This window comes from Bacillus sp. NSP9.1 (assembly GCF_000465465.2).
In the GTDB taxonomy this organism is placed as follows: domain Bacteria; phylum Bacillota; class Bacilli; order Bacillales; family Bacillaceae; genus Bacillus; species Bacillus sonorensis_A.
In genome coordinates, this window is record NZ_CP048273.1 from 4,135,163 (window position 1) to 4,159,375 (window position 24,213).

General features: G+C 46.2%; 27 protein-coding genes. 14 read left to right on the top strand and 13 right to left on the bottom strand.

Features of this window, described 5'->3' with window-relative positions; genetic code table 11:
- Positions 1 to 116 precede the first annotated feature (116 nt).
- Both M654_RS21430 and M654_RS21435 read left to right on the top strand, forming a co-directional pair.
- On the top strand, positions 117 to 1,034 hold the full coding sequence (locus M654_RS21430; RefSeq protein WP_026585891.1) for a bifunctional helix-turn-helix transcriptional regulator/GNAT family N-acetyltransferase: 918 nt from the start codon (positions 117 to 119) through the stop codon (positions 1,032 to 1,034).
- A gap of 15 nt (positions 1,035 to 1,049) precedes the next feature.
- Entirely contained in the window at positions 1,050 to 2,321 is a 1,272-nt protein-coding gene (locus M654_RS21435; RefSeq protein WP_026585890.1) for an MFS transporter, read from the top strand.
- Between the two features lie 42 nt (positions 2,322 to 2,363).
- Here M654_RS21435 and M654_RS21440 read toward each other — a convergent pair whose 3' ends face one another.
- From M654_RS21440 to M654_RS21470, 7 genes are all read right to left on the bottom strand, one after another.
- Positions 2,364 to 2,792, bottom strand: a complete 429-nt coding sequence (locus M654_RS21440; RefSeq protein ID WP_051290334.1) for a YwqH-like family protein — start codon at positions 2,790 to 2,792, stop codon at positions 2,364 to 2,366.
- A 168-nt stretch (positions 2,793 to 2,960) separates the two neighbouring features.
- Positions 2,961 to 4,172: a multiple monosaccharide ABC transporter permease gene (mmsB, locus tag M654_RS21445; RefSeq protein WP_026585889.1), complete on the bottom strand. Its 1,212-nt coding sequence runs from the start codon at positions 4,170 to 4,172 to the stop codon at positions 2,961 to 2,963.
- Positions 4,147 to 5,715 carry a multiple monosaccharide ABC transporter ATP-binding protein gene (gene mmsA, locus M654_RS21450; protein ID WP_026585888.1) on the bottom strand — a complete coding sequence of 523 codons (1,569 nt, stop codon included), beginning with the start codon at positions 5,713 to 5,715 and terminating at the stop codon, positions 4,147 to 4,149. The genes mmsB and mmsA overlap by 26 nt, the downstream gene beginning before the upstream one ends.
- Positions 5,716 to 5,719: 4 nt before the next feature.
- Positions 5,720 to 6,796 (bottom strand): multiple monosaccharide ABC transporter substrate-binding protein, encoded by a 1,077-nt coding sequence (gene chvE / locus M654_RS21455; protein WP_026585887.1) that lies wholly within the window; start codon positions 6,794 to 6,796, stop codon positions 5,720 to 5,722.
- A 127-nt stretch (positions 6,797 to 6,923) separates the two neighbouring features.
- A complete protein-coding gene (locus M654_RS21460) occupies positions 6,924 to 8,120 on the bottom strand; it encodes a response regulator (protein ID WP_026585886.1) in 1,197 nt (398 codons plus the stop codon).
- A complete protein-coding gene (locus M654_RS21465) occupies positions 8,113 to 9,876 on the bottom strand; it encodes a cache domain-containing sensor histidine kinase (protein WP_306292007.1) in 1,764 nt (587 codons plus the stop codon). Before M654_RS21465 ends, M654_RS21460 begins: the two co-directional genes overlap by 8 nt.
- A complete protein-coding gene (locus M654_RS21470; RefSeq protein WP_026586036.1) occupies positions 9,869 to 10,858 on the bottom strand; it encodes a substrate-binding domain-containing protein in 990 nt (329 codons plus the stop codon). Before M654_RS21470 ends, M654_RS21465 begins: the two co-directional genes overlap by 8 nt.
- A gap of 501 nt (positions 10,859 to 11,359) precedes the next feature.
- Here M654_RS21470 and M654_RS21475 point away from each other — a divergent pair.
- The 11 genes from M654_RS21475 (at position 11,360) to M654_RS21530 (ending at position 17,942) form a co-directional block, all read left to right on the top strand.
- The gene (locus tag M654_RS21475; protein ID WP_236251166.1) at positions 11,360 to 11,746 is read left to right on the top strand and encodes a YwqH-like family protein; all 387 of its coding nucleotides are present in this window, start codon (positions 11,360 to 11,362) and stop codon (positions 11,744 to 11,746) included.
- A 14-nt stretch (positions 11,747 to 11,760) separates the two neighbouring features.
- Positions 11,761 to 12,039 carry a YwqI/YxiC family protein gene (locus M654_RS21480; RefSeq protein WP_026585883.1) on the top strand — a complete coding sequence of 93 codons (279 nt, stop codon included), beginning with the start codon at positions 11,761 to 11,763 and terminating at the stop codon, positions 12,037 to 12,039.
- Positions 12,040 to 12,055: 16 nt separating this feature from the next.
- Positions 12,056 to 13,483: a ribonuclease YeeF family protein gene (locus M654_RS24035; RefSeq protein WP_236251167.1), complete on the top strand. Its 1,428-nt coding sequence runs from the start codon at positions 12,056 to 12,058 to the stop codon at positions 13,481 to 13,483.
- Between the two features lie 22 nt (positions 13,484 to 13,505).
- Positions 13,506 to 14,210, top strand: coding sequence for a hypothetical protein (locus M654_RS21490; RefSeq protein WP_026585882.1), 705 nt, complete (start codon positions 13,506 to 13,508; stop codon positions 14,208 to 14,210).
- On the top strand, positions 14,197 to 14,469 hold the full coding sequence (locus tag M654_RS21495; RefSeq protein ID WP_026585881.1) for a DUF4176 domain-containing protein: 273 nt from the start codon (positions 14,197 to 14,199) through the stop codon (positions 14,467 to 14,469). Before M654_RS21490 ends, M654_RS21495 begins: the two co-directional genes overlap by 14 nt.
- A 149-nt stretch (positions 14,470 to 14,618) precedes the next feature.
- Positions 14,619 to 15,383, top strand: coding sequence for a hypothetical protein (locus M654_RS21500; RefSeq protein WP_026585880.1), 765 nt, complete (start codon positions 14,619 to 14,621; stop codon positions 15,381 to 15,383).
- 66 nt (positions 15,384 to 15,449) lie between these two features.
- Positions 15,450 to 15,701, top strand: coding sequence for a hypothetical protein (locus M654_RS21505; RefSeq protein WP_026585879.1), 252 nt, complete (start codon positions 15,450 to 15,452; stop codon positions 15,699 to 15,701).
- A gap of 4 nt (positions 15,702 to 15,705) precedes the next feature.
- Positions 15,706 to 16,455 carry a hypothetical protein gene (locus M654_RS21510; RefSeq protein ID WP_051290333.1) on the top strand — a complete coding sequence of 250 codons (750 nt, stop codon included), beginning with the start codon at positions 15,706 to 15,708 and terminating at the stop codon, positions 16,453 to 16,455.
- Positions 16,439 to 16,879 (top strand): hypothetical protein, encoded by a 441-nt coding sequence (locus M654_RS21515; RefSeq protein ID WP_026585878.1) that lies wholly within the window; start codon positions 16,439 to 16,441, stop codon positions 16,877 to 16,879. Before M654_RS21510 ends, M654_RS21515 begins: the two co-directional genes overlap by 17 nt.
- Before the next feature lie 16 nt (positions 16,880 to 16,895).
- On the top strand, positions 16,896 to 17,099 hold the full coding sequence (locus M654_RS21520) for a hypothetical protein (protein ID WP_051290332.1): 204 nt from the start codon (positions 16,896 to 16,898) through the stop codon (positions 17,097 to 17,099).
- A gap of 396 nt (positions 17,100 to 17,495) precedes the next feature.
- Positions 17,496 to 17,942 carry a hypothetical protein gene (locus tag M654_RS21530; RefSeq protein WP_026585877.1) on the top strand — a complete coding sequence of 149 codons (447 nt, stop codon included), beginning with the start codon at positions 17,496 to 17,498 and terminating at the stop codon, positions 17,940 to 17,942.
- Positions 17,943 to 17,976: 34 nt separating this feature from the next.
- Here the strand turns inward: M654_RS21530 and M654_RS21535 are convergent, their stop codons facing one another.
- The 4 genes from M654_RS21535 to M654_RS21550 are packed head-to-tail and all read right to left on the bottom strand — an operon-like array spanning position 17,977 to position 20,703.
- Positions 17,977 to 18,432 carry a pyridoxamine 5'-phosphate oxidase family protein gene (locus M654_RS21535; RefSeq protein ID WP_026585876.1) on the bottom strand — a complete coding sequence of 152 codons (456 nt, stop codon included), beginning with the start codon at positions 18,430 to 18,432 and terminating at the stop codon, positions 17,977 to 17,979.
- 17 nt (positions 18,433 to 18,449) lie between these two features.
- The gene (locus tag M654_RS21540) at positions 18,450 to 18,677 is read right to left on the bottom strand and encodes a non-oxidative hydroxyarylic acid decarboxylases subunit D (protein ID WP_026585875.1); all 228 of its coding nucleotides are present in this window, start codon (positions 18,675 to 18,677) and stop codon (positions 18,450 to 18,452) included.
- Between the two features lie 19 nt (positions 18,678 to 18,696).
- Positions 18,697 to 20,118 carry a non-oxidative hydroxyarylic acid decarboxylases subunit C gene (locus M654_RS21545; protein WP_026585874.1) on the bottom strand — a complete coding sequence of 474 codons (1,422 nt, stop codon included), beginning with the start codon at positions 20,116 to 20,118 and terminating at the stop codon, positions 18,697 to 18,699.
- Between the two features lie 15 nt (positions 20,119 to 20,133).
- Entirely contained in the window at positions 20,134 to 20,703 is a 570-nt protein-coding gene (locus tag M654_RS21550) for a non-oxidative hydroxyarylic acid decarboxylases subunit B (RefSeq protein WP_026585873.1), read from the bottom strand.
- Between the two features lie 124 nt (positions 20,704 to 20,827).
- On the opposite strand from M654_RS21550, the gene M654_RS21555 reads away from it, so the two are divergent.
- Positions 20,828 to 21,700 carry a LysR family transcriptional regulator gene (locus M654_RS21555; RefSeq protein WP_026585872.1) on the top strand — a complete coding sequence of 291 codons (873 nt, stop codon included), beginning with the start codon at positions 20,828 to 20,830 and terminating at the stop codon, positions 21,698 to 21,700.
- 69 nt (positions 21,701 to 21,769) lie between these two features.
- Here the strand turns inward: M654_RS21555 and rocF are convergent, their stop codons facing one another.
- Together rocF and M654_RS21565 are read right to left on the bottom strand one after the other, a co-directional pair.
- Positions 21,770 to 22,663 carry an arginase gene (gene rocF, locus M654_RS21560; RefSeq protein WP_026585871.1) on the bottom strand — a complete coding sequence of 298 codons (894 nt, stop codon included), beginning with the start codon at positions 22,661 to 22,663 and terminating at the stop codon, positions 21,770 to 21,772.
- Positions 22,656 to 24,062, bottom strand: a complete 1,407-nt coding sequence (locus M654_RS21565; RefSeq protein WP_236251294.1) for an amino acid permease — start codon at positions 24,060 to 24,062, stop codon at positions 22,656 to 22,658. Before M654_RS21565 ends, rocF begins: the two co-directional genes overlap by 8 nt.
- Positions 24,063 to 24,213 lie beyond the last annotated feature (151 nt).

A 24,213-nucleotide genomic window follows, 5' to 3' on the forward strand; every position in this document is an offset into this window, starting at 1 on the left:
TTTGTAAAATATAATCAATCATTAACATTTTCACTTTCTTTTCATACACTTGACTTAAGCAACTATTTTATTATAAATTGATTAAAGCAACGATTTACAGGGAGAGAGGTTCTTAGATGACGGAAATCAATCATTCTATCACTTTAAAATTCAGAAAGTTCAATCGATTTTACACGAACGTGCTCGGTTTTCTTGATGAGCACATTTATGACAGTCCGTTTTCCTTAACGGAAACCCGGATCCTGTTTGAAATCAAAAACACCACTCATTGCACGGCAAAGCTGCTTCAGGATACGCTCAGCCTGGACCGCGGCTATGTGAGCAGAATCCTCAAACGCTTCGAAAAAGAAAATATGGTGTACAAACAGAAAAGCGAGGAAGACAGCCGCAACCATTATATTTATTTAACAGAGTTCGGCGAGACGATTTACAAAAAGCTGGAGGCGAAAGCGAATCAGCAGATTGAATATATGCTGAAACATGTGGACGGCCATTATCAAAACAAGCTGGCCGATGCGATGCAGACGGTCGAATCCATATTGTCGGATCACCTGTCTCCGGAAAAAGCGGCGATTTCGATCAGAGACTACTATCTGTCGGACGACATCGAGCTGATGATTGAAAAGCAGCGGGCGTTTTATGCCGAGACACACGGCTGGGACGAGACATTTTTAGACTACCTTCATGAAACATTTGACGCTGAGATTGAAAAGATTTGGATTGCAGAAAGCGCCGGAAGATTCGCAGGATCTGTCGGGCTTGTCAAGCATCCCGGCAACACGGTGCAGCTCAGATGGTTTCTTGTCGACTCCGTGTTTCGCCAGCAAGGCGTCGGCACGCGTCTGCTGCAGGAGCTGACCGATTATTGCGAGCGAAAAAAATTTGCGCGGATCTATCTTTGGACGGTCAGCACAATGGCCGAAGCCAGACCTTTATATGAGAAATTCGGCTTCAGACTGACGGAAATCAAAGATGAAGCTGTATTATGGGGGCAAAAGCTCCAGGAAGAACGCTGGGATCGAGAGCTGGCCTAATAAATGGGAGGATTTATGAAACGGAAACTACACTACGCTTGGATTATCGTTTTTGTGACATTTTTGACGCTTTTGGCCGTCCAAGGGGTTCGTCTTTCTTTCGGCGCCTTTATTGAACCGTGGGAAAGAGATTTTTCTCTGGACAGAGGAACGACTTCACTGATTTCCACATTAAGCTTTATTGTCTACGGGATTTCCCAGCCGGTGATCGGCAAGCTAGTCGACCGGTTCGGCCCCAGAATCATTCTGTCTTTGAGCACGCTCCTTGTCGGCTTAAGCATCTTCTTTACATACCTTGTGACTTCGCCGTGGCAGCTGTTTATTCTGTACGGGGTCATCGCTTCCCTCGGAGTCGGCGGGGCGTCGAATGTCGCCTCAACCGTCATCGTCACCAATTGGTTTAATGAAAGGCGCGGACTCGCTTTCGGCATCATGGAGGCCGGGTTCGGCGCGGGCCAGATGCTGCTGGTGCCAGGATCGCTCATGCTGATTCACTGGTTCAATTGGAAAATCACCGTTATTGTCCTAGGGATATTTTTAATTTTAATCGTGTTTCCGATCGTCTTATTGTTTTTAAGAAACCATCCTACAGAAAAAAACGCGGAGCCGATCGGCGGATTTCCTGCGGAAGAAAAAAAGGATGATGCACCTGATCAGCCCGGCAAAATTCCGTACCGAGCCGTATTTCTCAGCAGAAAATTTTGGTTTCTCATCTTGCCGTTTCTGATCTGCGGGTTTACGACGACCGGTTTAATGGATACCCACCTGATTCCTTATTCACATGACCACGGATTTTCAACCCATGTCACCAGCGCCGCCGTCAGCCTGCTCGCCGGATTTAACATCATCGGCATTTTGATCTCGGGGGTTGTCGCCGACCGCTGGAGCAGCAGAAAAATTTTATGTTTTTTATATGCCGTGCGCGCATTGTCCCTTGTCATCCTATTGTCAAGCCATCAGCCGCTGCTTCTGCTCGGCTTCGCGATCTTGTTCGGTTTGGTTGACTTTGCGACCGTCGCGCCGACACAAATGCTCGCAACCCAGTATTTTAAGCAGTATTCGGTCGGATTCATTCTCGGCTGGCTGTTTCTCAGCCACCAGATCGGTTCTGCGCTTGGATCTTATTTGCCCGGTGTTTGGTACAGCCAGACAGGTAGCTACAACGTGGCTTTCTACCTTTCGATTATCATTTTGGCGGGCGCCAGCATATTGAACATCCTGCTGCCTGAACCGAAAAAAAGCAATCATCCGCTGGATGCCGATGCTCATTCCGTCCAGCAAAGCTGAAAAAAAGCCTGTTTTTGTTCAGTCAAAAACAGGCTTTCATTATTAAAATATCCACTTTTTAAATTGCTCCACTTTATGTTCGATCAGGTGGACGGTTGCCCCTCCTTTTTCGAGCAGCTCCTGTGTGCCTACGACAGCCGCTTGTTCGACCAGCAACCCCGCTTTTTCCGCCTTTAACCGACTAATCTGCAATTGAATCGAATCAATATAATTCTCATAATCGTCATGGACGACATGGTACATCGCGGTGTGGGCGCTGTCCCGCTCATCAAAAAATGCTTCTGCACGACGGCCTGTCCAATGTGCGCCAAGCTCCGGCTTCAGGATTTGATTGATGTCCGAAGCGCTGATCCGTTGTTCTTTCTCAATGTTCTGCTGCGCTCGTTCCAGCTTGGAGATTTTCTCTTCAACGTTTTGCAGTTGCTGGGAAATGCCGCTGTGGGCCTGCTTGATCATTTGGCCAACATCCAATGAATAGTCACCTCTTCACACTTTCAGCCAAGGTTTGCCGAAAAGATTTTTTGCCATGATTGATATTATAAAGCGGAAAGTATGACTAAAAAATAGTTCTAAACGATCTTTTTCCAAAAAGAAAAGCTTTTTCCCGAATGGAAAAAGCTTCGAAACGATCCGTTAAGATTATGATGCTTTGTTTTTATTATAAATGTCGAACGCGACGGCAATCAGCAGGACAAGCCCTTTAATGGCCTGCTGCCAGTCAATGCCGAGGCCGAGAAGGGACATGCCGTTGTTCATGACTCCCATGACGAGGCCGCCGATAATCGCCCCGCCGATCGTGCCGATTCCGCCGTAGGCCGATGCGCCGCCAATGAAGCACGCCGCGATCGCGTCAAGCTCAAACAGGTTGCCCGCTTTCGGCGTGGCAGCGTTCAATCGGGCGGCAAATATCAGCCCGGAAAGCGCGGCGAGGACACCCATATTGACGAACACCATGAAGGTCAGCCGCTTTGTTTTGATCCCTGAAAGCTCAGCCGCTTTTTCGTTTCCGCCGATCGCATAGATTCTGCGGCCGATGACGGTTCTTTTCATCAAAAACGTGTAGGCGGCAATTAAGATAAACATGGTGATCAAAATGATCGGTATCCCTTCATAAGTGGCGAGAATATAGGTAAAAAGGTTAATAATTGCGATGATAAAAAATATTTTGACCGCAAACATTCCTTTTCCCTGCACATCAAATTGGAATTTCTTCTGCATGTTTCTTTGCTGCACCTGATAGATTAGATAAAGAATCGAAATACCGGCTCCGGCGACTATCGTCGTCATGTGGAGCATGCCTCCGTTCAGCCAGTCCGGGATAAATCCTGAAGCCATTCTTTGAAAGGATACAGGAAACGGGGCGATCGACTTTCCTTCAAGCACGATCATCGTCAATCCTCTGAAAAGCAGCATTCCCGCCAATGTAACGATGAAAGCCGGAATCTTTACATACGCGACCCAAAACCCCTGCCAGGCGCCGATCGCCGCTCCCAACAAGAGCGACAGCACAACCGCTGCAAACATCGGCATATCGTTTTCGACGATCATCATCGCCGATACCGCTCCGACAAAGGCGGCCACCGATCCGACGGATAAATCAATATGTCCTGTTACGATGACGAGCATCATGCCAATCGCCAAAATGAGGATATAGCTGTTTTGCAAGATCAGATTTGTAATGTTTAACGGCCTGAGCAAAATCCCGTCCGTCAGGATTTGAAAAAGCAGCATGATAAACACGAGCGCAATGACCATGCTGTATTTGCGGATGTTCTGCTTGTACATGTCGCGAAAGATCTGCGCATACCCTTTCTCCGTCTGGCCTTTATCCGTTTGCACCGGTGTCTGCATACGCTTCTCCCCCTTTCTTGATCCGGTTTGTCATATATTTCATCAGCGTCTCCTGACTGGCGTCTTCCTTTGAAAACTCGGCGGTCAGTTCGCCTTCGCACATCGTATAAATTCTGTCACACATTCCCAGCAGTTCAGGAAGCTCCGATGATATGATGATCACCGCTTTTCCTTCCTCAGCGAGCTGATTGATGATCCCGTAGATTTCGTATTTGGCGCCGACATCAATGCCGCGCGTCGGTTCATCAAGGATTAAAATATCGGGCTCTGCAAAAATCCACTTGCTCAGCATCACCTTTTGCTGGTTCCCCCCGCTTAAATTGCCGGTTGTCTGATAAATGTCCGGCGTCTTGATGTTTAATTTCCGGCGGAAGCGTTCTGCTTCATGTTTCTCGCGCCGTTCATCCATCACCAATCCGCTCGCCACCTTGTTCAACTTGGACAGCGTGATGTTTCCTTTAATGTTGTCCATCAAAATCAAGCCGTTGCCTTTCCGGTCCTCTGTGACATAGACGATGCCGTTTTGAATCGCATCCCCGGCATGGCGGATGTTTAGTTGTCGTCCATCTTTAATAAGTGTGCCGGATATGTTTTTTCCGTACGACTTGCCGAAAATGCTCATCGCAAGCTCTGTTCTGCCTGACCCCATCAATCCCGCGATTCCTGCGATCTCCCCTTTTCTGACAGACAGATTGGCATCGCTGACCACTTTCCGGTCAGGCCTCAGGGGATGGTGAACATTCCATTCTTTCACTTCAAATATGACTTCGCCGATCTCAGCGTGTCTTTCAGGATAGCGGTTCTGCAGCTCGCGGCCGACCATGCCTTTGATGATTCTGTTTTCGGTCAGTTCTCCGCCTTGGACATCAAGCGTTTCGATCGTCTGCCCGTCGCGCAGCACAGTGATTGAATCCGCGATCTTTGTAATTTCATTTAACTTATGAGAAATCATAATTGAAGTAATCCCTTGTTTTTTCAGCTCCAATAAAAGGTTGAGCAGATTTTCGCTGTCATCCTCATTTAACGCGGCCGTCGGCTCATCCAATATGAGCAGCCGCACCTTTTTCGCCAGCGCTTTGGCAATTTCGACGAGCTGCTGTTTTCCGACCCCTATTTGTGAAACGAGTGTATCGGCCGGCTCTGCCAAACCGACCTTTTTCATCAGTTCAAGTGTTTCAAGCTTTGTCTTTCGCCAATCGATGACGCCTTTTTGCGCCTGTTCATTTCCCAAAAAGAGATTCTCGGCAATGGAAAGCTGGGGGACGAGCGCCAGCTCCTGATGGATAATGACGATCCCCGCTTCCTCGCTTTGTTTAATATTTTTAAACCGACAGACGTTCCCTTGGTACAAAATATCCCCCGTATACGTGCCATGCGGGTAGACGCCGCTCAACACCTTCATCAGCGTCGATTTGCCCGCACCGTTCTCTCCGCAAAGCGCATGGATTTCCCCCGCTTTGACGCGGAGATGGACGTTGTTCAGCGCTTTGACGCCGGGAAATTCCTTTGTGATCCCTCTCATCTCCAATATGCAATCGGACATGACATCACTTCCCTAATTCCGATTCTTTATAGTAACCGCTTTCAACCAGCACCTCTTTGTAGTTCTCTTTATCGACGACGACAGGGTCAAGCAAGTAAGATGGGACGACTTTTTCTCCGTTGTCATAAGTCTTGGTGTCATTGACTTCCGCTTTTTCACCTTTTAAGACCGATGTCGCCATCTCAACGGCTTTTTTCGCCAGCTCTCTCGTATCCTTAAAGATGGTCGATGTCTGCTGTCCTTTGATAATCGATTTGACGGAAGCAAGCTCGGCATCCTGTCCAGTGATGATCGGCAGCGGTTTTTCATCGGTTCCGTAGCCGGCTCCTTTTAATGAAGAAATGATTCCGATGCTGATCCCGTCATAAGGTGAAAGCACCGCATCCAGCTTCGCTTTTGTGTAATGGGCGCTCAGCAGATTGTCCATGCGCGCTTGCGCGGTCGCTCCGTCCCAGCGCAGTGTTGCTCCTTGCTCAAATGAGGTTTGGCCGCTCAATACCTTCAGCTTCCCTGAATCGATATAAGGCTTCAAGACGGACATCGCGCCTTCAAAGAAGAAATGCGCGTTGTTGTCGTCCGGCGAGCCGGCGAACAGTTCAATGTTAAACGGCCCTTTTCCGTCCTTTAAGCCGAGCTTTTCTTCAATATATTTCCCTTGAAGCTCGCCGACCTTGCGATTATCGAATGTCGCATAGTAGTCGACATGCTTGCTGTTCATCAGAAGCCTGTCATAAGAAATGACTTTGATATCCTGTTTATTCGCTTTTTCAAGGACGTCTGTCAGCGCTTCGCCGTCAATTGAAGCGATCACAAGGACATTGACGCCTTTTGTAATCATGTTTTCAATTTGCGATACCTGGTTCTCAACAACGTCTTCAGCGTATTGCAGATCTGTTTTATACCCGAGCTTTTCAAATTCCTTCACCATGTACTTCCCATCATAAACCCAGCGTTCCGATGACTTTGTCGGCATCGAAATTCCGACAAAACCCTTCTCTCCTCCTCCGCTTGCCTGATTGCCGGAGCAGGCCGACAACATAAAACAAAAGATCACCGCCATGATCACAAGCCACTTTTTCATGTCTGAAATCCCCCTTTTTGATTTCTCCCATCATGAATCAAGCCAACTGTATCATGACTTTCTGCCCTTCGTCTTTTGAATTAATTAACTATTTTTATAAAAAACAGACTTTTTTAAAGCGCTTACATTACAAATTTCCCCTTGTTTGTTCCATTCCCGACATCCGCCGGTACTGATTCGGCGACTGTCCCATTGTTTTTTTAAACACGGTGCTGAAATAGTGCTGTGTATCATAGCCTGTCTGTTCGGCAATGTCATGGATCGCCAGAGAGGTTGTCCGCAAAAGGTAAGCCGCTTTTTGCATGCGCATCTCCGTCAAAAGCTGGACAAATGTCATGCCCAGCTCCCGCTTCATCGTCCGGCTCAGGTAAACGGAGGAAACTTGCAAGGCTTTAGCTGTCTCCATTAAAGAAAACTCCCTTTCCGCGAAGTGCTTCTGCATATATTCTTTCGCCCGCGCCACGACCGGGGAGAGATTGAAAGATTGGGAAACCTTTTGTCTGCAAGCCTTGTAGGCTTGCGGCAGCGAATGCCAGGCTTGTGCAAGACTGATAAAACAGGCGGCTGCACTGACCTCAAGCTCAGATTGAATGAACGCTTCAAGCGTCCGCCGTTCTTCTTCTGTGATCAGGCGCCAAACACAAATGGCGACAAGGCGGTCATCACTGGAAAAAACGGCCTTCACCGCTTCTTCTTTAAAAAATTGCTCGACTTTTTCTTTCACAAGAGCTGCTGGAGTGATCTGTAAATGTCCGGTGCCGACAACACCGAGCATCTCCGGTAAACGGGCTGGAAGCTTGAGACATTCGAGCTGCCGGGATATCTCTTCTTCTTCGACTTGATCCTGAACCCAGTCGTTGAAAAAATGCTCCTTAAGCAGATCAAGGTTTTTTTGAATATGCTCCTCAGCGAGCTTTTGCTCATGCCGTCTCTTTTTTTCTGCTGCAAGCGAGCTCATGATCGTTTCCAACACCTTTTCCAAATGCCCGGGATCGACAGGCTTTAACAGATAATCATCGACATTCAGCCTGATCGCTTCCTGGGCATATGCGAATTGGTCATAGCCCGTTACAATGACAAACCGGCACAGCGGCAGCTCCCGGCGCAGCTTTTTCATCAGCGTCAATCCGTTTATGATCGGCATGTTCAAATCGACAATCAATAGATCAATTTTGTACTGCAGGGCAAGCTCAAACGCCTCCTCCCCGTTTTCCGCTTCGGCCGACACATTCATATCATATCGCTCCCATTGCACAGCATCCCGTATACCCTCCCGAATCCACGGTTCATCATCGGCAATCAGCACCCGCCATTGTTCACTCAAGTCCTTTCCCTCCTTTAATCAAAATCGGCAGCCGAATCAAAACAGAGGTGCCCGCCCCTTTCCGGCTTTCAACCGTTAAACCGAAAGGCTCTCCAAAGGTGAGGGCGATCCGTTCATGGACATTGATCATGCCGTAGCCGGTCGCATTTTCCCGCTTTTTAAATTGTTCATTGATTTTGTTTAATGTGTGTTCATCCATTCCGGCTCCGTCATCTTCGACCTTTATCGTCAGACGGCCGTCTTCTTCCTTTCCAATGATCCGGATATGCCCAGGTCCGCGCTTTTCTTTGATCCCATGGTAAATCGCGTTTTCAACGATGGGCTGAAGCACCAGCTTCAAAATCAGCCGATCGCCTGCAAACTCAAGTCTTTCAATCGAATAATTCAGTTTATCGCGGTATCTCGCTTTTTGAATTTTTAAATAGTTTTCGACGTGTTCGAATTCATCCGCTAAAGGAATGATGTCCCGGCCCTTGCTCAGCGATATGCGAAACAGCTTTGATAGGGCCTGCACCAAATCGGTAACCTCCTCCGCCCCTTTTTTCCTCGCCATCCAATTGATCGTATCCAACGTATTGTACAGAAAATGCGGATTGATTTGCGCCTGCAAAACCCTGAGCTCCGCTTCCCTTTTTTGCCGCTCCTGCTTTTCCGTCACAAACATCAGCTCTTTGATCCTGAGCATCAAACGGTTGAAGCTCTTACCTAAAAGGCCGATTTCATCCTGCCGGTTCTCTTGATAAAGCGTCGAAAAGTCTCCGCCTTCGGCTTTCTGCATAAAAGAAGTCAGCTTTAAAATCGGCCGGGACATCGAATAGGATAAATAATAGGAAGCCGTCAGTCCCAAAAATCCGGCAGCCAACAAGAACAAGAGCACATACAAGTGGATTTCCTTCACTTCAAATACCGGTTCGCTCTTTTTGAAGACCCCGACTGTCGTCCAATTGGTAAAAGCGGATGTTTCATAAATAAGCTGGTAATCCTCCCCTTTGATCCGCTTTGAAAAATGACCTGAGCTTTGGTGCTGAAACCATTGTTTCGGCAAAAACAGCTTTGAAGCCTCAGGCGAATAAATGTTACCGCCGTTTTCATCCATGATCAGCAAATAGCCCGTTTTCCCCAAACGGATGTTTTTCGTCGCTTCCGCCAGAACGCGCAGCTTCAAGTCGATTAACACGACGCCTTTGACATGCTGCGTCTCAGGATCAATTACAGCTCTGACGGCTGAGACGACTTCATCTTCTCTGTAGTTGACATGGCTTCTGACATTCCGGTTCACAGGCTTTCCAATCATCTTAAAAATGCCTTCATTTTTCACGGCCGCCTGATACCAGGACTCCTTTGTCAAATCGGTTTCTGTCCGTTTATACATCTCATTTGTGATCATCTCACCCTCGTCATTGACGACGAGAATTCCCGCGGCTTCAGAATATAAGGAGGTCAGCCCCTGCAAAAACTTTCGCCGTTTATAATCCGCTTCCCCGTCGCCTTTTTGATGGTCAAAAAACGCTTCCATTTCTTCGTTCGTCGAAATTAAATATGTAAGATTCTGCATGTGGCTGACATACACTTCAGTCGTTTTATTCACTTCACCGATCAGCTGCAATGTATGATCGATCATCTGCTTTTCAAAAATACTTTCCACCGCCCAGGCCGACAAAATGCCGAGGCCGATCGTCGGCAGCATGCTGATTAACAAGAGAAGACTGATCAGTTTATAGCGGATCGGCATATTGTTGATCGCGTTTTTAATCATTCGCATAGTAATCTTCCACATTTTTTTTCGTGATGATGGTGATCCCGGTGTCGATCGATGCCGGGAGTGAATCCGCCCTTTTTAAATGGCGGCTTAAGAAAAACAGCATATGAAGCGACCAGTAGCCCATCTGCCATGTATCCTGCCCGAGGGTGGCGGCAATCGTTCCGTCTTTAATGCCGTCCAGCGTTTTTTTATCTTTATCAAAGCCGATGACCTGGACTTTTCCTTCGAGGCCCGCCGCTTTTACGGCCTGCGCCACCCCGCTCGCTCCATTCGCTTCGGTCGTGAAAATCCCTTTGATGTTCGGTTTTTTTTGCAAAATCTTTTCCGCCTCTTTTTTCGATGTCAATTCATCCCCTTTTCCGTCCAAAACAGCGGACACTTTCATGTGCGGATATCGTTGTTCGATCGTTTTGTTAAAACCTTTCGTCCTCTCCTGCTGATTATATTGGCGCGGCTGGGTGATGACGGCGGTTTCGCCTTTTTCGTTCAAGAGCCCGGCCATTTGTTCAGCCGCGGCAGCGCCCGCTTCCCTGTTATTCGTGCCGATATATGTCGGCGCTTTGCTGAAAGGAGCGTCCGAATCAAACAAAACGATCGGAATGCCCTGCTCACAGGCTTTATTAATAACGGGGTTCAAAGCCTCGGGATCGATCGCGGAAACGGCGATCCCCGCCGGCTTCTTCGCGATCACCTGTTCGAGCACAGTTGTCTGCTCATGAACATCGTAACGGGCCGCCCCCCGGTATTCGACAGAGACGTTGAAAAGCTGTGCAGCATCCTCAAAGCCTTTCAAACCGCTTTTCCAATATTCAATGCCTGACTGAAACGTCACCATCACATACTTTTCCGAGAGACTTCCTGTTAAAGGACCGCTTTCCCGCGCGGTGGAACCGGCTTGGTCGCTCTTGGAATAATCGTATACGTAAAGAAAAAACAAACAAAGCATGACCGCATAAACAACCAGCAGCTTTTTCATCTTCATCCCCCTGTTGTCCGGAGAACTAGACAGTTTCAAATCCGTTGAGCATGTATATGACAGCGAATTGGTTAGGAATCCAACTGAGACTTTTGACAGAATCCCGCCTGTCCCCTTTTTTCATCACAAACAGACAAATATCCCCCCTTGTTCATACGAAATATCTAATCTATTTGACATTTTCCACGAAAAACCTTGTTGAGCCTCTTGAAAGATCACCTTTTTCTTAAAATAACCTTAAAATTTGCGAAACGGAAAATAAATATGATAAAAAACAAGGTCTCAGGAACTAAGTCTTTTAACCTTATTCAAAAATGGGAAAAAGTCCAAAATCGCAGTCAGGATAAGGAATAGACCCATATTTCCAGCGGGTTTCATCCCTTGTTCGCGGTACATTTTTCCTATTCAACTCATTTATACCATGTTGTAACATTAATAAGGTCCTTTATCGGACGATTTCCAACAGGCCATTTGAATCAAATCGCCGGGAGGTGGCAGACCATGATCATCTGGGAAAAAACAGTCCTGTATGGTATGCAGGGTACACTTGTCATCAAAAAAGAACAGCTGAAAGAGCTGAAACATTGCAAATCTGAATTAACAAATATAAAAGAAGAATTCTCCGATTCGAAAAGCAGCATCAAAAAGCCCGGTCTGTCTTCGACGACATGGCAGGGCAGCCTTGCCGATTCTTTTAAAAGCGTCAGAAGCGATATGAAATCAGCCTACAATGATATTTACGGCAAGCAATTGAATGAGGTGTTTAAAAAATTAAACGAGCGCATCAACTCTTTAAACGATGAAATACATTCACTCGGTCAAGATATCAGCTCATTAAAAAAGAAAATTGAGAAGCTGGAAAAAGAAGAAAAACAATCGCGACATTAAAAGGAGTTGGAAGCATGAGCCAAGAAATCAAAGTCAATTCCGGTGAAGTCAAGCACACACTCTCACAGCTGAAGCATTCCGCACAGGGAATCAAGTCGAGCGTACCGACAGACATCGGCGGCAAAAACCATCTCGATGTCGTCAAAAAAATCGAAGGCATGAACAAAGATTTAAAAAAGCTGACAAAAGCCTACGCTTCGGCTCTCTCCAAACAAATCATCCAAACCGAATCAGCGGTAGAGACGATGAAAGATACAGACAAAAAGCTGGCATCATCCATTAAAACGAAGTAGAAGGAAGGGATACGGATTGAAAACACTAGATGTTCAGGCATTTCAAAACGGCCTTGACAAGACGCTGACTGAATTAAAAAACCAGGAAAGCGACATTGCCAAAGTCAAACAAAGCGTCAAAGGCATCACATCCCTTGACGACGCCTTAAAAGGCGCGGGAGGCGAAGCGATCCGTTCCTTCTATGAAGAGTGTCACACCACTTTTCTTCTTTTTTATGAATCTTTTATCTCCGACTATAAAGGAATTTTAGAAAAGACGAAAAGCGCCCTCCAATCCTTGGAGCCAACCGAAAACGGCTTTATCTCGCAAAGCTTTCTCGAACACGAACTCCATGACGGTGTCAGCCAAGCCGAATCGCTGACAGCCAGACTCACGGCAAAAGCCAATATGACAATGCTAACCGTCAAAAACATCGTCGACCTGCCCGATCTCGACGACTCCGCCGTCAACGAAAACGCCAAAAAAGCCCAACGACAAATCAGCGAGACGATCGAAAAGCTCCACACCTTCGACCGCGAACAGACAAACGCGCTGAAAAACGCGCGTGAAGACCTGGACACGATGAAGCAGTACATCGAGCAGCTGGAGAAGATGTATACGGGGCCGAAGATTGAAATCTCTCAATATAAAAGCGGATCGATCCTCGAAGCGCCAAACGACTCAACAATCAATCAGGCTTCCGGCGGCTTGCAAGGCGGAGTGCAAGACACCGGCGAAACACCGATGGAAAAGATGCTTGGGCGCTTTAGAGAAAAAGACGAAGAAGGCAAAATTGATGACGCGGCAAAAGAAGAATTTCCGTTTGAAGTCGATTTGACGTATCCTGTAGCTAGTGCAGGAAGTTTGTATGGGACGACTACTGCTGCGACGGATTTTGGGAAGAGTGTGAAGCATGTTAAGAAAGATGGAGTAAAGATTGAGAGAAAAGTAAAATTCAAAAAAGATGGAACAGAATTAAGACGTTATAAAGTGAAAAACGGAGAAGCCATAGGACTAAAAGGGAAAAGTTATGATGAATCATGGATAAAATCCCAGGTGAAGGCTGGTAACAACCCTGAAATTGCAAAATTAACTCGTCCCTCATCTGCTTTCAAAAGCGCTATGAAAAGCAAGCTCGGCTGGGCAGGCGTTGCCATTACAACTGGCGAAGACCTTATTCATAATATCAATGATGATGCTCCTATTGAAAAAACGGTTGGCGATGCTACTGTTGACGTGGGAATAGGTGCCGCGACACTAGGGGTAGGTGCTGTAGCCAGTGCGTTATTAATTGCGGGTGGAGCCCCTGTTATAGCGGCTGCTGGTGTATCACTTATGGCTACAATCGGTATATCTGAACTTCTAGGCGGAGTTAAATGGGGTAAGGACAAAAAAAGCATAACCGATATGGCAAAAGATTCTGTAGAATCTGGTTTAAAAACAGTAGCAGGGTGGTTTAAATAAGAAAAAGGCTGGTGAAGAAACCTTGCTCAAATTAAAGGAGAATACTAAATACGGTAAATTACCTTCTGACATTCAAACCCATCTTACGGCTTCCAGCTCAAAAGACGATAAACTGACGATGCTTGGATTCGTTATTTTGTTTTTAGATATCATATGCGGTGGACCATTAATAGCAAATGGTGAAAAAATGTTCATGATGATAGCACTGCCTTTTATGCTAGGTATTAACATATGGACAGTCATTGTCATGTTTTTGAAGCCAAGTTATCGTAATAATTTGCACTTCACTCTGTATAAAGGTGGAACTGGTGCCGTACTATCATTTTGTTATTTTGTACTTTCACAGAAATATGCCTTTTCAGCATTAGGCTTTAACCTTTTATTTTTCATGATTTCTTTATTAGCCTGTATCATGATCATTCTAGGATTTATTCGATACTACCTTATTGTTTTTCCAAATTTCCAAAAAAAACGGACAGGCAGTCCAGCTTGGGGAACCTACTTGCTAACCATAGGACCAGGATTAGGTTATATTATCGCCCAGTTCATCTTTCGCTTTTCTGATTCTATCGTTACCCTGTTTATGAGTTATATTTACTTGTTCCTTGCTTGTTTTTTTATTTATTTTGGAGTCAAATTCTTTCATCAATACTTTTTTATTAGAGCCAACCAAGACATCATCGACAAACATTTAAGAAAGGGGAAATACAGCCATGGCCGAAAATAACTTACTGCCCTCCGGCTCAATCGTCTTACTTCAAGGTGGATCAAAAAAATTAATGATCTACGGAAGAAAACAGATCGTTGTCAGCGAGGATCCAAAAATGTTTGACTATATCGGCGTTTTCTACCCTGAAGGCTACATTAATCCCGACTACACCTTTGCTTTTAACCATTCAGACATTGAGAAAGTAATTTTCGAAGGCTACCAAGACGAAGAAGAAATCGAGTTTCAGCAAGTTCTGGCTGAAGCGATTAATGATTGAATACACGAAGCATCTCACTCGGGATGCTTTCTCTTATGCTAATTTTCAAATTCAGAGCAGAAATTACCTGACGTTATTTTATAGCTTTCATCAGCCGAAATGGTATTCTCTGTTCTTTCACATCAATTGATAAAAGGCAGGTGAACACCTTGCTGAAATTAAAGGGAAATCCGAAATACAGGAATTTACCTTCCCGCATCATAACCCATTTAGCATCTGAAAGCTGTGATAAAGATGCTAAGTTAAACATGCTGTGGATGATTTTATTTACTGATTTAATGTGCGGCGTGCTGATCATAGCGATTGGGGAAACATTTTTCACGGCTATATCATTACCTTTTATGATCGGTATTAACATATGGACAGTCATTGTCCTGTTTTTAAAACAGAGCGATCGGAATGATTTGCATTTCACCATATATATGGGGGCAGCTGGCGCTGTATGTTCTTTTTGTTATTTTGTATTATCACAAGAACTCGTTTACGTTTTGCTCGGTTATGACCTGATATTTATCATCACGTCTTCATTCGTTTATATGATTGTGATTTTAAGTATGGTTCTACATTACCTTATCGTTTTCCCAAACGATAAAAAAAAGACAGATAGTACGACTTTGGTAAACTGCTTGTGTTTATTTGGAATAGTCGCTTACATTGCGGCGTTTTTCTTCCTGCATTTTTTTGAAGGCGGAGCTACCTATTTTATGAGTTATACCTTTTTGGCATTTACTTTCTTTTTTTCTTTTATGGGAGTTAAATTTATTCATAAATTCTTTTTTATCAAAGCCAACCAAGACTTGATCGATAGACGTTTCAAAAAGGGAACATACAGCCCTCGACCGAAAGTCTTGAAACGGAGCAATCGCCGGAACACAAACATGATTGATTTACGAAAAAAAACAGATCGAAGCTAGCCACAATTGTTTTCCTTTGCTTTTTCAGAGATAAGTATCGTTTGACCAAGAAAAAGGAGCTTTTTGATGAAACACGAAAAAAATGTTCTGTACAAAAAAATAAATGAAGCGATGATCATCTTCATGATTTTATTCCCTGTAGTTGGTATCTTTTTTGTCATCATGACAATATGGGCGTTAGGAGAACAAGCTCCTTCAGAAATTCCCTTGGTTATTACCGTTGTCAGCATATTTTTTTTCGCTCTTCCACTCCTACTATATATTTACAGAAAAAAAGTCTGGCTGAAAAAATGCACGCGGAATCGTTCAGAGGGATAAAACGATGAAACATAACAGCGGAGGAACAACAGCTTTACCTAGATTAAAAGAAACGCCTACATACAAAGATTTACCTTATCATATTCAATCTCATTTGACGGCTTCCATCAGCCTGGAAACAAAATGGGGAATGGCCTGTTTTATCGTGTTGATGCTGGATGTGTTATGCATATTCCCTTTACTGGCGGACGAAGTCCAGTTTTTCACTCTCGCCGCCATACCTGTCGTCATCCTGATCAATATATGGCTGATCATCATGAATGCCAAAAGCATGACCGGATATCATCATCACCTTCGGTATGTTCTCTTTATGGGCGTTTCTTTCAGCGGCATATCATATTGCCAGTTAATCGTCTCGCAAAAGATGATGTTTGCTGCCATCGGTTTTCATTTGCCGCTGGTCATTTTGTCTCTGTTCATATATGCCGCCGTCATCTTCCTTGTCATCCGCTACTACTTGGTTGTATTCTCTGATCGTAAACGATGCAACAGACAGGCGGCAGCTTGGACGGGGATGTTCCTGGCGTCCGTTCCGGCATCCGGTTTTATGATCAGTCATGCCGTTTGGCGTGTTTCCGAGTCTGCCGTCTATTTGTTGATGAGTACCGTCTATCTGCTTATGGCTTGTTTATTTTCGATGATGGGGGTCAAATTCATCCACAAATACTTCTTTATCAAAGCGAATCAAGACATCAGACGGCACATCAGGCTTTTGACGAAAAAAGGAGCGGTCATTTTTGCAAGGCAGAAATAAAATCATTCTCTCAATCTATTCTCTTCATGCAACAATCATTCTTTTGACCGGCCTTGTCAGACCTTCAATGAACTGGAAAGAAAAGATTGCTGTCACCGGCTTTATGTTCGTTTCAGTATCTTTTGTCGCATTTATCCTTTATGTGTTGTTACATAAGAAAAATCAACGCGAGCCTAGATGCAACATCGTCGCGAAAATCTTTTGGAAGAAATACAGAAAGCCGTTCACGCTCTCTTACTATTTCGCCGACATCCTGATTGCGGGAACATCCGTATTTTCCATGACCGGACTCTCTTTTGCATGGAAATCCGGCGTGTTCGCGATTTTGGTTGCGGTAATCTCGGGCAGCTTTTTTGCGGCTTATCAAGCGGCCAATCAAATGCTGGACGAGTCTTGTGTGGACAGAATTCCTGCGGAAGAATGAACAGGAGGGCTTTTAGGTGGTAAAAGATATTGCAAATAAAAGTATGTTAGTGGCTATTATACTCTTTCCGTCTTTCGGGATCTTCTTAACAATCATGACGTTATGGCTTTTAATAACGAAAGAAGCATTTTCGGAAATACCCGCTGCCATTGCAGCAATTTCTGTTGTTTTTTTCATTCCGCCATTCATTCTTTATTTTATCAGAAAAAAATTTTGTTAAAAAAATCCGGAGTCCGCAATTCATAAAGGAGTTATGATGTCACCTGAAACTTTTGTTGAATATACCGAATATTTCATCGCCGGTATGTTGACCGCTCATTTCGCTTATAGTTTGTGTTTTTTAATCATAGCGAGTCACATGATCATTGAATATGAAAAAATGATCTTTTTAAAACCTGATTCCCATAAAATCACAATTCATTCGTCATCCTTCTTGTCGGCACCGGTTACTTTGTTTACAAACGCCTATTAAGATACAACTGGTTCCTGAGAAAACTGGATTTCGCCCTTTATCTTGCGGGCAGAGGCATTTTAAGCATCATCATCTTTTGTATGTTTTCTTTTCTGCTGCATGTCATTTTCAGCGTTTAAATCATTCACGATTGGAGAAATCTAAATGTCCAAGTTTTTACAAAAACCAAGAAACAAAGCCATCTTGATCGTCTACTTGTTTTTCGTATGCGGCTCCGTCCTCAGCATGGCTGTGAATCCGGAGATGGGCTTGGGGGAAAAGCTGTTTATGCTCTGCTTTAATATTTTCTCGGCCACTTTACTCGCATTTCTCATTTATGTGCTGCTAAATAAGCTGATGAAAGATGAGGATCGCAAACATCCGGCAGATCCCGAAAGAAATGGGATCAACCAAGTCATTTGGAAAAAGTACAAAAAGCCGCTGATCCTGTTTATTTATTTCGGCAGCCTGTTTGCCGTCTGTGCGGCTGTCCTTCCCATGCCGTTGTACACCGTTAATGAAAAGCTCGTGATCGTTTTGATCGCAATCGCATTCATCACCATTTCCTGTATCTTGGCTTACAAAGTGACGAATAAAATGCTGCAAAAATAATTGAAAGGACCATGGCGAACCATGGTCCTTTTCTTCATTTCCTTAATTCCTCTATTGTCTCTTCCCATCGCCGTAAAACCGCCTCTTCATCCTTAAGCTTTATCTGGACGCCGGAGATGATATCAGCATATTTAGCAATGTCTTCCCGGGCCGCTTCGACGGTGCCGGCAAAGCGTGTTCTCGGGTGCTTGGCGTCTTTTAATTCGGGCAGTTTTGTTAAAGACAGCCGCATATAATGGGCTTTTCCTTGCCAGCATGCGACGAAGAGCGCCCGGCCCGTGCGGATGATGTTGGCCGTTGTGGTTGTCCCTTGCCAGAGGGCAAGGCGGATTTCGGTATCGTTCAGGGCGAGGATTTCCCCGGCGCTGATCATTGCCGTATGCGGCCAGCCGTCTTCTGTGACAGTCTGAAGCATCATCGCCTCGTGCCGCTTTCCGGCGAGTTTCTCTCCGTTTAAGAGCTGAAAGAGTTCCTGTGATATTTGAGCCATGCCGCGGGTGTCCCCCTTTAGATTTTCCGGTCTGGAATCGCCGGCACGTGTACGGCTGTTTCGACTTCAGAAGGGTCGATTTTAAAGGCCGGATTGTATTTTTCAGGATTGGTGATCGTTTCGGGTTCTGACGATCTCCATGTGAAAAAACAATGCTGGCATTGATAAACTTCCCATGCTCCTTCGACGGGAGACTTGCTGACGGTTTCCGCTTTTTTTAAATTGCAGCGCGGACATGTATGCATATCGAAACACTCTCCTATCTTATCGATTTAATAAATCCATTAATTTCTTTTCCCATTCCTGCGTGTTAACAGGGGAATCGAGCGGCTGCGAATAATGCCCTCTTGTTTCCGGTGCAACAGGTGTTGTGGCGTCCAAGATCATTTTGTGGGTGATACCCGCTGGTTCAGAACCTGGATCAAGCGCCAGAACAGATAAATCCGGGATGATGACTGCATCGTGTTTTGGATGCATTTTCGTTGATATTGCCCACATCACTTGCGGGAGGTTAAACGGATCGACGTCTTCGTCAACAACGATCACCATTTTGCAGTAGCCAAGGCCGTGGGGGGTCGTCAGCGCGCGCATGCCGACCGCTTTAGCGAAACCGCCGTAGCGGCTTTTCGTTGATACAATGGCGATCAAGCCGTGCGTATACATCGCGTTTACCGCGACAATTTCATTCGGATATGCCTCTTTTAGCTGCTGGTAAAGCGGCACACATGTATTAATGCCGACCATGTAGTCGACTTCTGTCCAAGGCATGCCTAAATAAAGGTGTTCAAAAATCGGGTTGTTGCGATGGCAGACGCGTTTGATTTTGATGATCGGCATGCTGCGGCCGCCGGAATAGTGTCCCGTAAATTCGCCGAACGGACCTTCATACTCGCGTTCACCCGCCAGGATTTCACCTTCGAGAACCACTTCCGCTCCCCATGGAATATCGAGGTCGGACAGTTTTGATTGAACGATTTTATAAGGTTCACCTTGCAAGGCTCCTGCCATTTCGTATTCTGATTGATCGTATAAGAGCGGTGTGGACGCCGCCGTCGCAATGACTGGTTCACAGCCGAGCGCGATCGTGACCGGCAGGTTTTCGCCGCGTTCTTCCGCCTGACGCAGGTGGATCGCAATGTCATGCTGCGGGACGGGCTGAATGCCGAGACGGTCTTTTCCTTTTACTTGCAGTCTGTACATGCCGACATTTTGCTTGCCGAAGTGTTCCGGATCCTCGACATCTCTGGAAATGACGCAAGCTTTGTCCAAATAAAAACCGCCGTCGCCCTGATTGATGCGGAAAAGCGGCAGGATCTCAAACAGGTTGATATCCTCCGTGATTTCATTCTCATGAAACGGCGCCGTTTCTTCGCGTTGAACCTTCACAGGAAACTGGTCATAGCGGCGGGCAAATTCGAAAAATTGTTCTTTGACAGGTGTGTCTTTCGGAAGGCCGAGCATTAACGCGTGGTTCGGCCAGGAGCCGATGACATTCAGCGCGATTTGCGCGTTGTTATAGCCGTAAATGTTGTTGAATAAAAGAGCGGGTGATTTGTCTCCGAGGTTGTTGGCGGCGCGTGCAGCGGCTCCCAAATCGGGTTCCGGCTTCACCTCTTCCTGAACTTCAAGAAGCTGCCCTTCTTTTTTCAATGTGTTTAAAAAGTCCCTAAAGTCTTGAAATGCCATTTTGATGTCCTCCTTTTATTTTGCCTGTTTCATCCCTTCCCAGCGCTTCGCATCGGACAGATGGATGCCAAATTGGTCCAGCGTCCGGAATACGATATGGTCGACCATTTCGGTCAAGTTTTGGGGATGGTTATAAAAAGCCGGCATGGGCGGAAGAATGACCGCGCCGATTCGCGATAGTTCAAGCATGTTTTCAAGGTGAATTTGATTCAGCGGGGTTTCCCTCGTTAAAAGGATGAGCTTTTTCCGTTCCTTCAGCATCACGTCCGCCGAACGGGTCAGAAGATTATCCGCCAGACCGGTGCGGATCGCCGCCAATGTTTTCATGCTGCACGGCGCTACTATCATACCGTCTGTTTGAAAGGAACCGCTTGAAATACGGGCTGCCTGGTCTTTATGCGAGTATGTAAAAGACGCAAGCATTTCCAAATCTTTTATGGTGTATCCTGTTTCATGCTGGATTGTGGCCCCTGCCCATGGTGAGATGACAAGATGTGTCTCGATGTCGGCTTTTTTCAGCCACTCCAGCATCCGCACGCCAAAAATGGCGCCGGTCGCGCCCGTGATACCGACGATGATCTTCATATGCATCCTCCTTTCTTCCTCTGTGGTGCCTTCATTTAAAATGATACGCCTCTATTTTCCATATTGAAAATATCTATAAAATCTACATATAATACTTTTAAGGTATATAAAGGGGAGGACCGTCATGGATATCCGTCAATTAAAATACTTTGTCACGATTGCCAAGGAAGGAAAAATCACAACGGCTGCAAAGAAGCTTCATATTGCACAGCCGCCTTTAAGCAGACAGCTCAAGCAAATGGAAGAGGAGTTGGGGGTTGTGTTGTTTGACCGCAACAAAAAGAAGAGCTTGACGCTGACGTATGAAGGAGAGGTGTTTCTAAAGCGGGCGAAGGAGATTTTGCATAAACTTGAGGATTCCATCCTGGAGGTGCGGGAGTTGCACGAAGAAGTCAATGGAACGCTTTCCGTCGGCTCAACAATTTACTGTGCGGCACTCCTTTTGTCCAAAGTCTCAGAGATCAGAGAGATGTATCCGCATTTAATGTTTAACATTTGGGAGGGCGAACCGATGCGCCTGAGAGAACTGCTGGAAAGCCGGCAGATTGATGCGGCGATTACGACAACGCCTTTTCACAGCAAAAATATCGAAACAAAAAGCCTCCCCGATATTCCCTGCAAGCTGGTTCTCCCCGTCAATCAATCGTACGGACTAACGAGGGAAGCCGAGCTGAACGACATTTCCGGCCTGCCGCTCATTTTACTAAGACCGACGCACGGCAAAGGGATTTATGATGAGGTCGTACAAACCTTTCAAAGATCCGGTGTAGAGCCGACTGTCGTCTGCGAATGCCATGATTCAACGACACTGCTCAGCCTTGTCACGTCGGGATTCGGAGCGACGATTTTGCCTTTATCCATGCTTCCCGAGCATTTTGCCAAACACGTTCAGACGCTGGAGATTAAAGACAACCCGTTTATTTTGACGCCGTCCGTTGTCTGGCGGGCCGACAGCTTTCTGCCGAAGCCTGTAAAGGAATTTTTGGCTTTGTTTTGATATTACGGGGCGGGTTAAGCAGTTAAAAAAAGAAGCGCATCCGAATAGATGCCCTCCCTTTTGCATTTTTTACAACAGCTTTTTTCCCAGCAGCGATTCGATCAATTCGACGGCCGCTTCACCGGTTTGATTTTTATAATCCAAGATCGGATTGACTTCGACAAACTCAGCCGACGTGATGATGTCCGCATCATGAAGCATTTCCATCGCCAAATGGCTTTCCCTGTAGCTGATGCCTCCGACAACAGGTGTGCCCACTCCCGGAGCATCGCTTGGGTCAAGGCCGTCCAAGTCAAGGCTTAAATGGATGCCGTCACAGTTTGCCGTCAGGTACTCGATCGTTTCTTCAATGACCTTCGTCATCCCCATGCGGTCAATTTCATGCATCGTGTAGACTTTCATCCCCGTTTCCCGGATATATTTCCGCTCTCCTTCATCAAGTGAGCGTGCGCCGATGATGACGACATGTTCCGGCTTGATTTTCGGCGCATACCCGTGCAGATTGACAAGCTTTTCATCTCCCACACCAAGGCTCACCGCCAGCGGCATCCCGTGGATATTGCCTGACGGCGACGTTTCCAGCGTGTTTAAATCTCCGTGTGCGTCATACCAGATCACACCGAGCTGTTTATAATGCTTGGCGACGCCGGCGAGCGTTCCGATGGCGATGCTGTGGTCTCCGCCGAGAACGAGGGGAAAGCGGCCCTGTTCGACGACATTGTCGACGATGCCGGCCAATTGCTGATTGCCTTCCAACACAGAAATTAAATTTTTCAGCCCTTTGTCACCCTTAGGCTGATCGCGGTTGATCGGCACATCGCCGAGATCCTTGATATCATACCCTAAATCAGACACGCGCTCAACGAGATGGGCATAGCGGATCGCGCTCGGCCCCATATCGACGCCGCGCCTTGCCTGTCCCAAATCCATCGGCATTCCAATCAGAGAAACATGTTTATTCATCAACAACCACCTCATCATTCATTCGATTTTGCTGCGCCGTTCTTTCTAACGGCTGTTGTTTTGTCTGTCGTTTTTTCACAAAGAAATGATACACAACATAGCAGGCCGCCATAAACAATGCACCGCAATACAAGGCCATTCGCTGCTCTGAATCAAAGGCCAGGCTCACAAGTACCGCGCTGTTTAAAATAAAGCCGGCCAACGGCAAAAAGGGATAGAAAGGCGTTTTAAATTTCAAATCCTCCACCCTTCCGCCTTCTTTTATATATTGTCTTCGAAACAGCAGCTGTGAAATGGTAATCGTGATCCAGCCGACTTGCGCGCTTAATCCGGCGAGCGACAGCAGCCAAATATACAGCGTTTCAGCGGCGACGACACTTGAAATAAGCGACAGCCCGGCGAAGCCGAGGGTGATCAACAGCGCGTTCATCGGAATGCCCCGTTTATTGACCTTCCTTAAAGCTGAAGCCGCCATTCCTTCGTTCGCCAAGGAGTACAGCATCCGTGTCGAAGCGTACAAACCCGAATTCGCCACTGATAATAAAGCGATCAAAATGACAAAGTTCATCAAATCGGCTGCATACGGAATGCCAATCTGTTCAAACACAACGACAAAAGGACTTTCAACAACACCGGCTTTTTCCCACGGTATCAAACCCGCAAGCACAAAGACAGACAAACCGAAAAAGACCAGTGTCCGCCATACCGTCTGTTTGATCGAGCGGGGCACCGTCTTTTCCGGGTCTTCGCTTTCACCCGCCGCGATTCCGATCAGCTCTGTACCCTGGAAAGCAAAGTTGACCGTAATCATCGTGATAAATAGGGCGCCGAAACCGTTCGGAAATATGCCATCCCCAATCAAATTGGAGAAAAACGGCGCAGGCTGTCCGCCTTCCATGTCGATCAGGCCAAACATGGCGCCGCCGCCGAGAATGATGAAAAGAAGGATAACGATGATCTTGATCCCGGACAGCCAAAATTCGGATTCTCCAAAAGCCTTTGCAGAGAGCGCATTGAGCGAAAAAAGCAGCGCTCCGAAAATCAAACACCAGACCCAGACGTCGACATCAGGAAACCACCTTTTCATGAGCTGTCCCGCCGAAAGAAACTCCAATGCGCAGGTGACCGACCAGCCGAGCCAGTAGATCCAGCCAACGGCAAATCCTGTGGCGGGTCCGATAAACTTCGTCGCATATGTTTGAAACGAGCCTGAGACCGGCATGGCCACTGCCAGTTCACCAAGGCAGAGCATTGTGAAATACATGATCATTCCGCCGGCCAGGTAGGAAAGGATTGCTCCGATCGGCCCCGCTTCATTGATGGTATAGCCCGTTCCCAGGAAAAACCCCGTCCCGATCACGCCTCCAAGCGAGATCATAAACAGGTGCCGTGACTTCATCGTCCTTTTCAGTGTATATTGTTCTCTGTTTTCATGATTCAAACCGCCTACACCCCTTCCGTGTGATTTTCCCCCTGTTATCCTACAATCCCCTTGTGATGAAATGACTATTTTTTAAATCTTCTGAATAATTTCCTTATATTTCAATTTA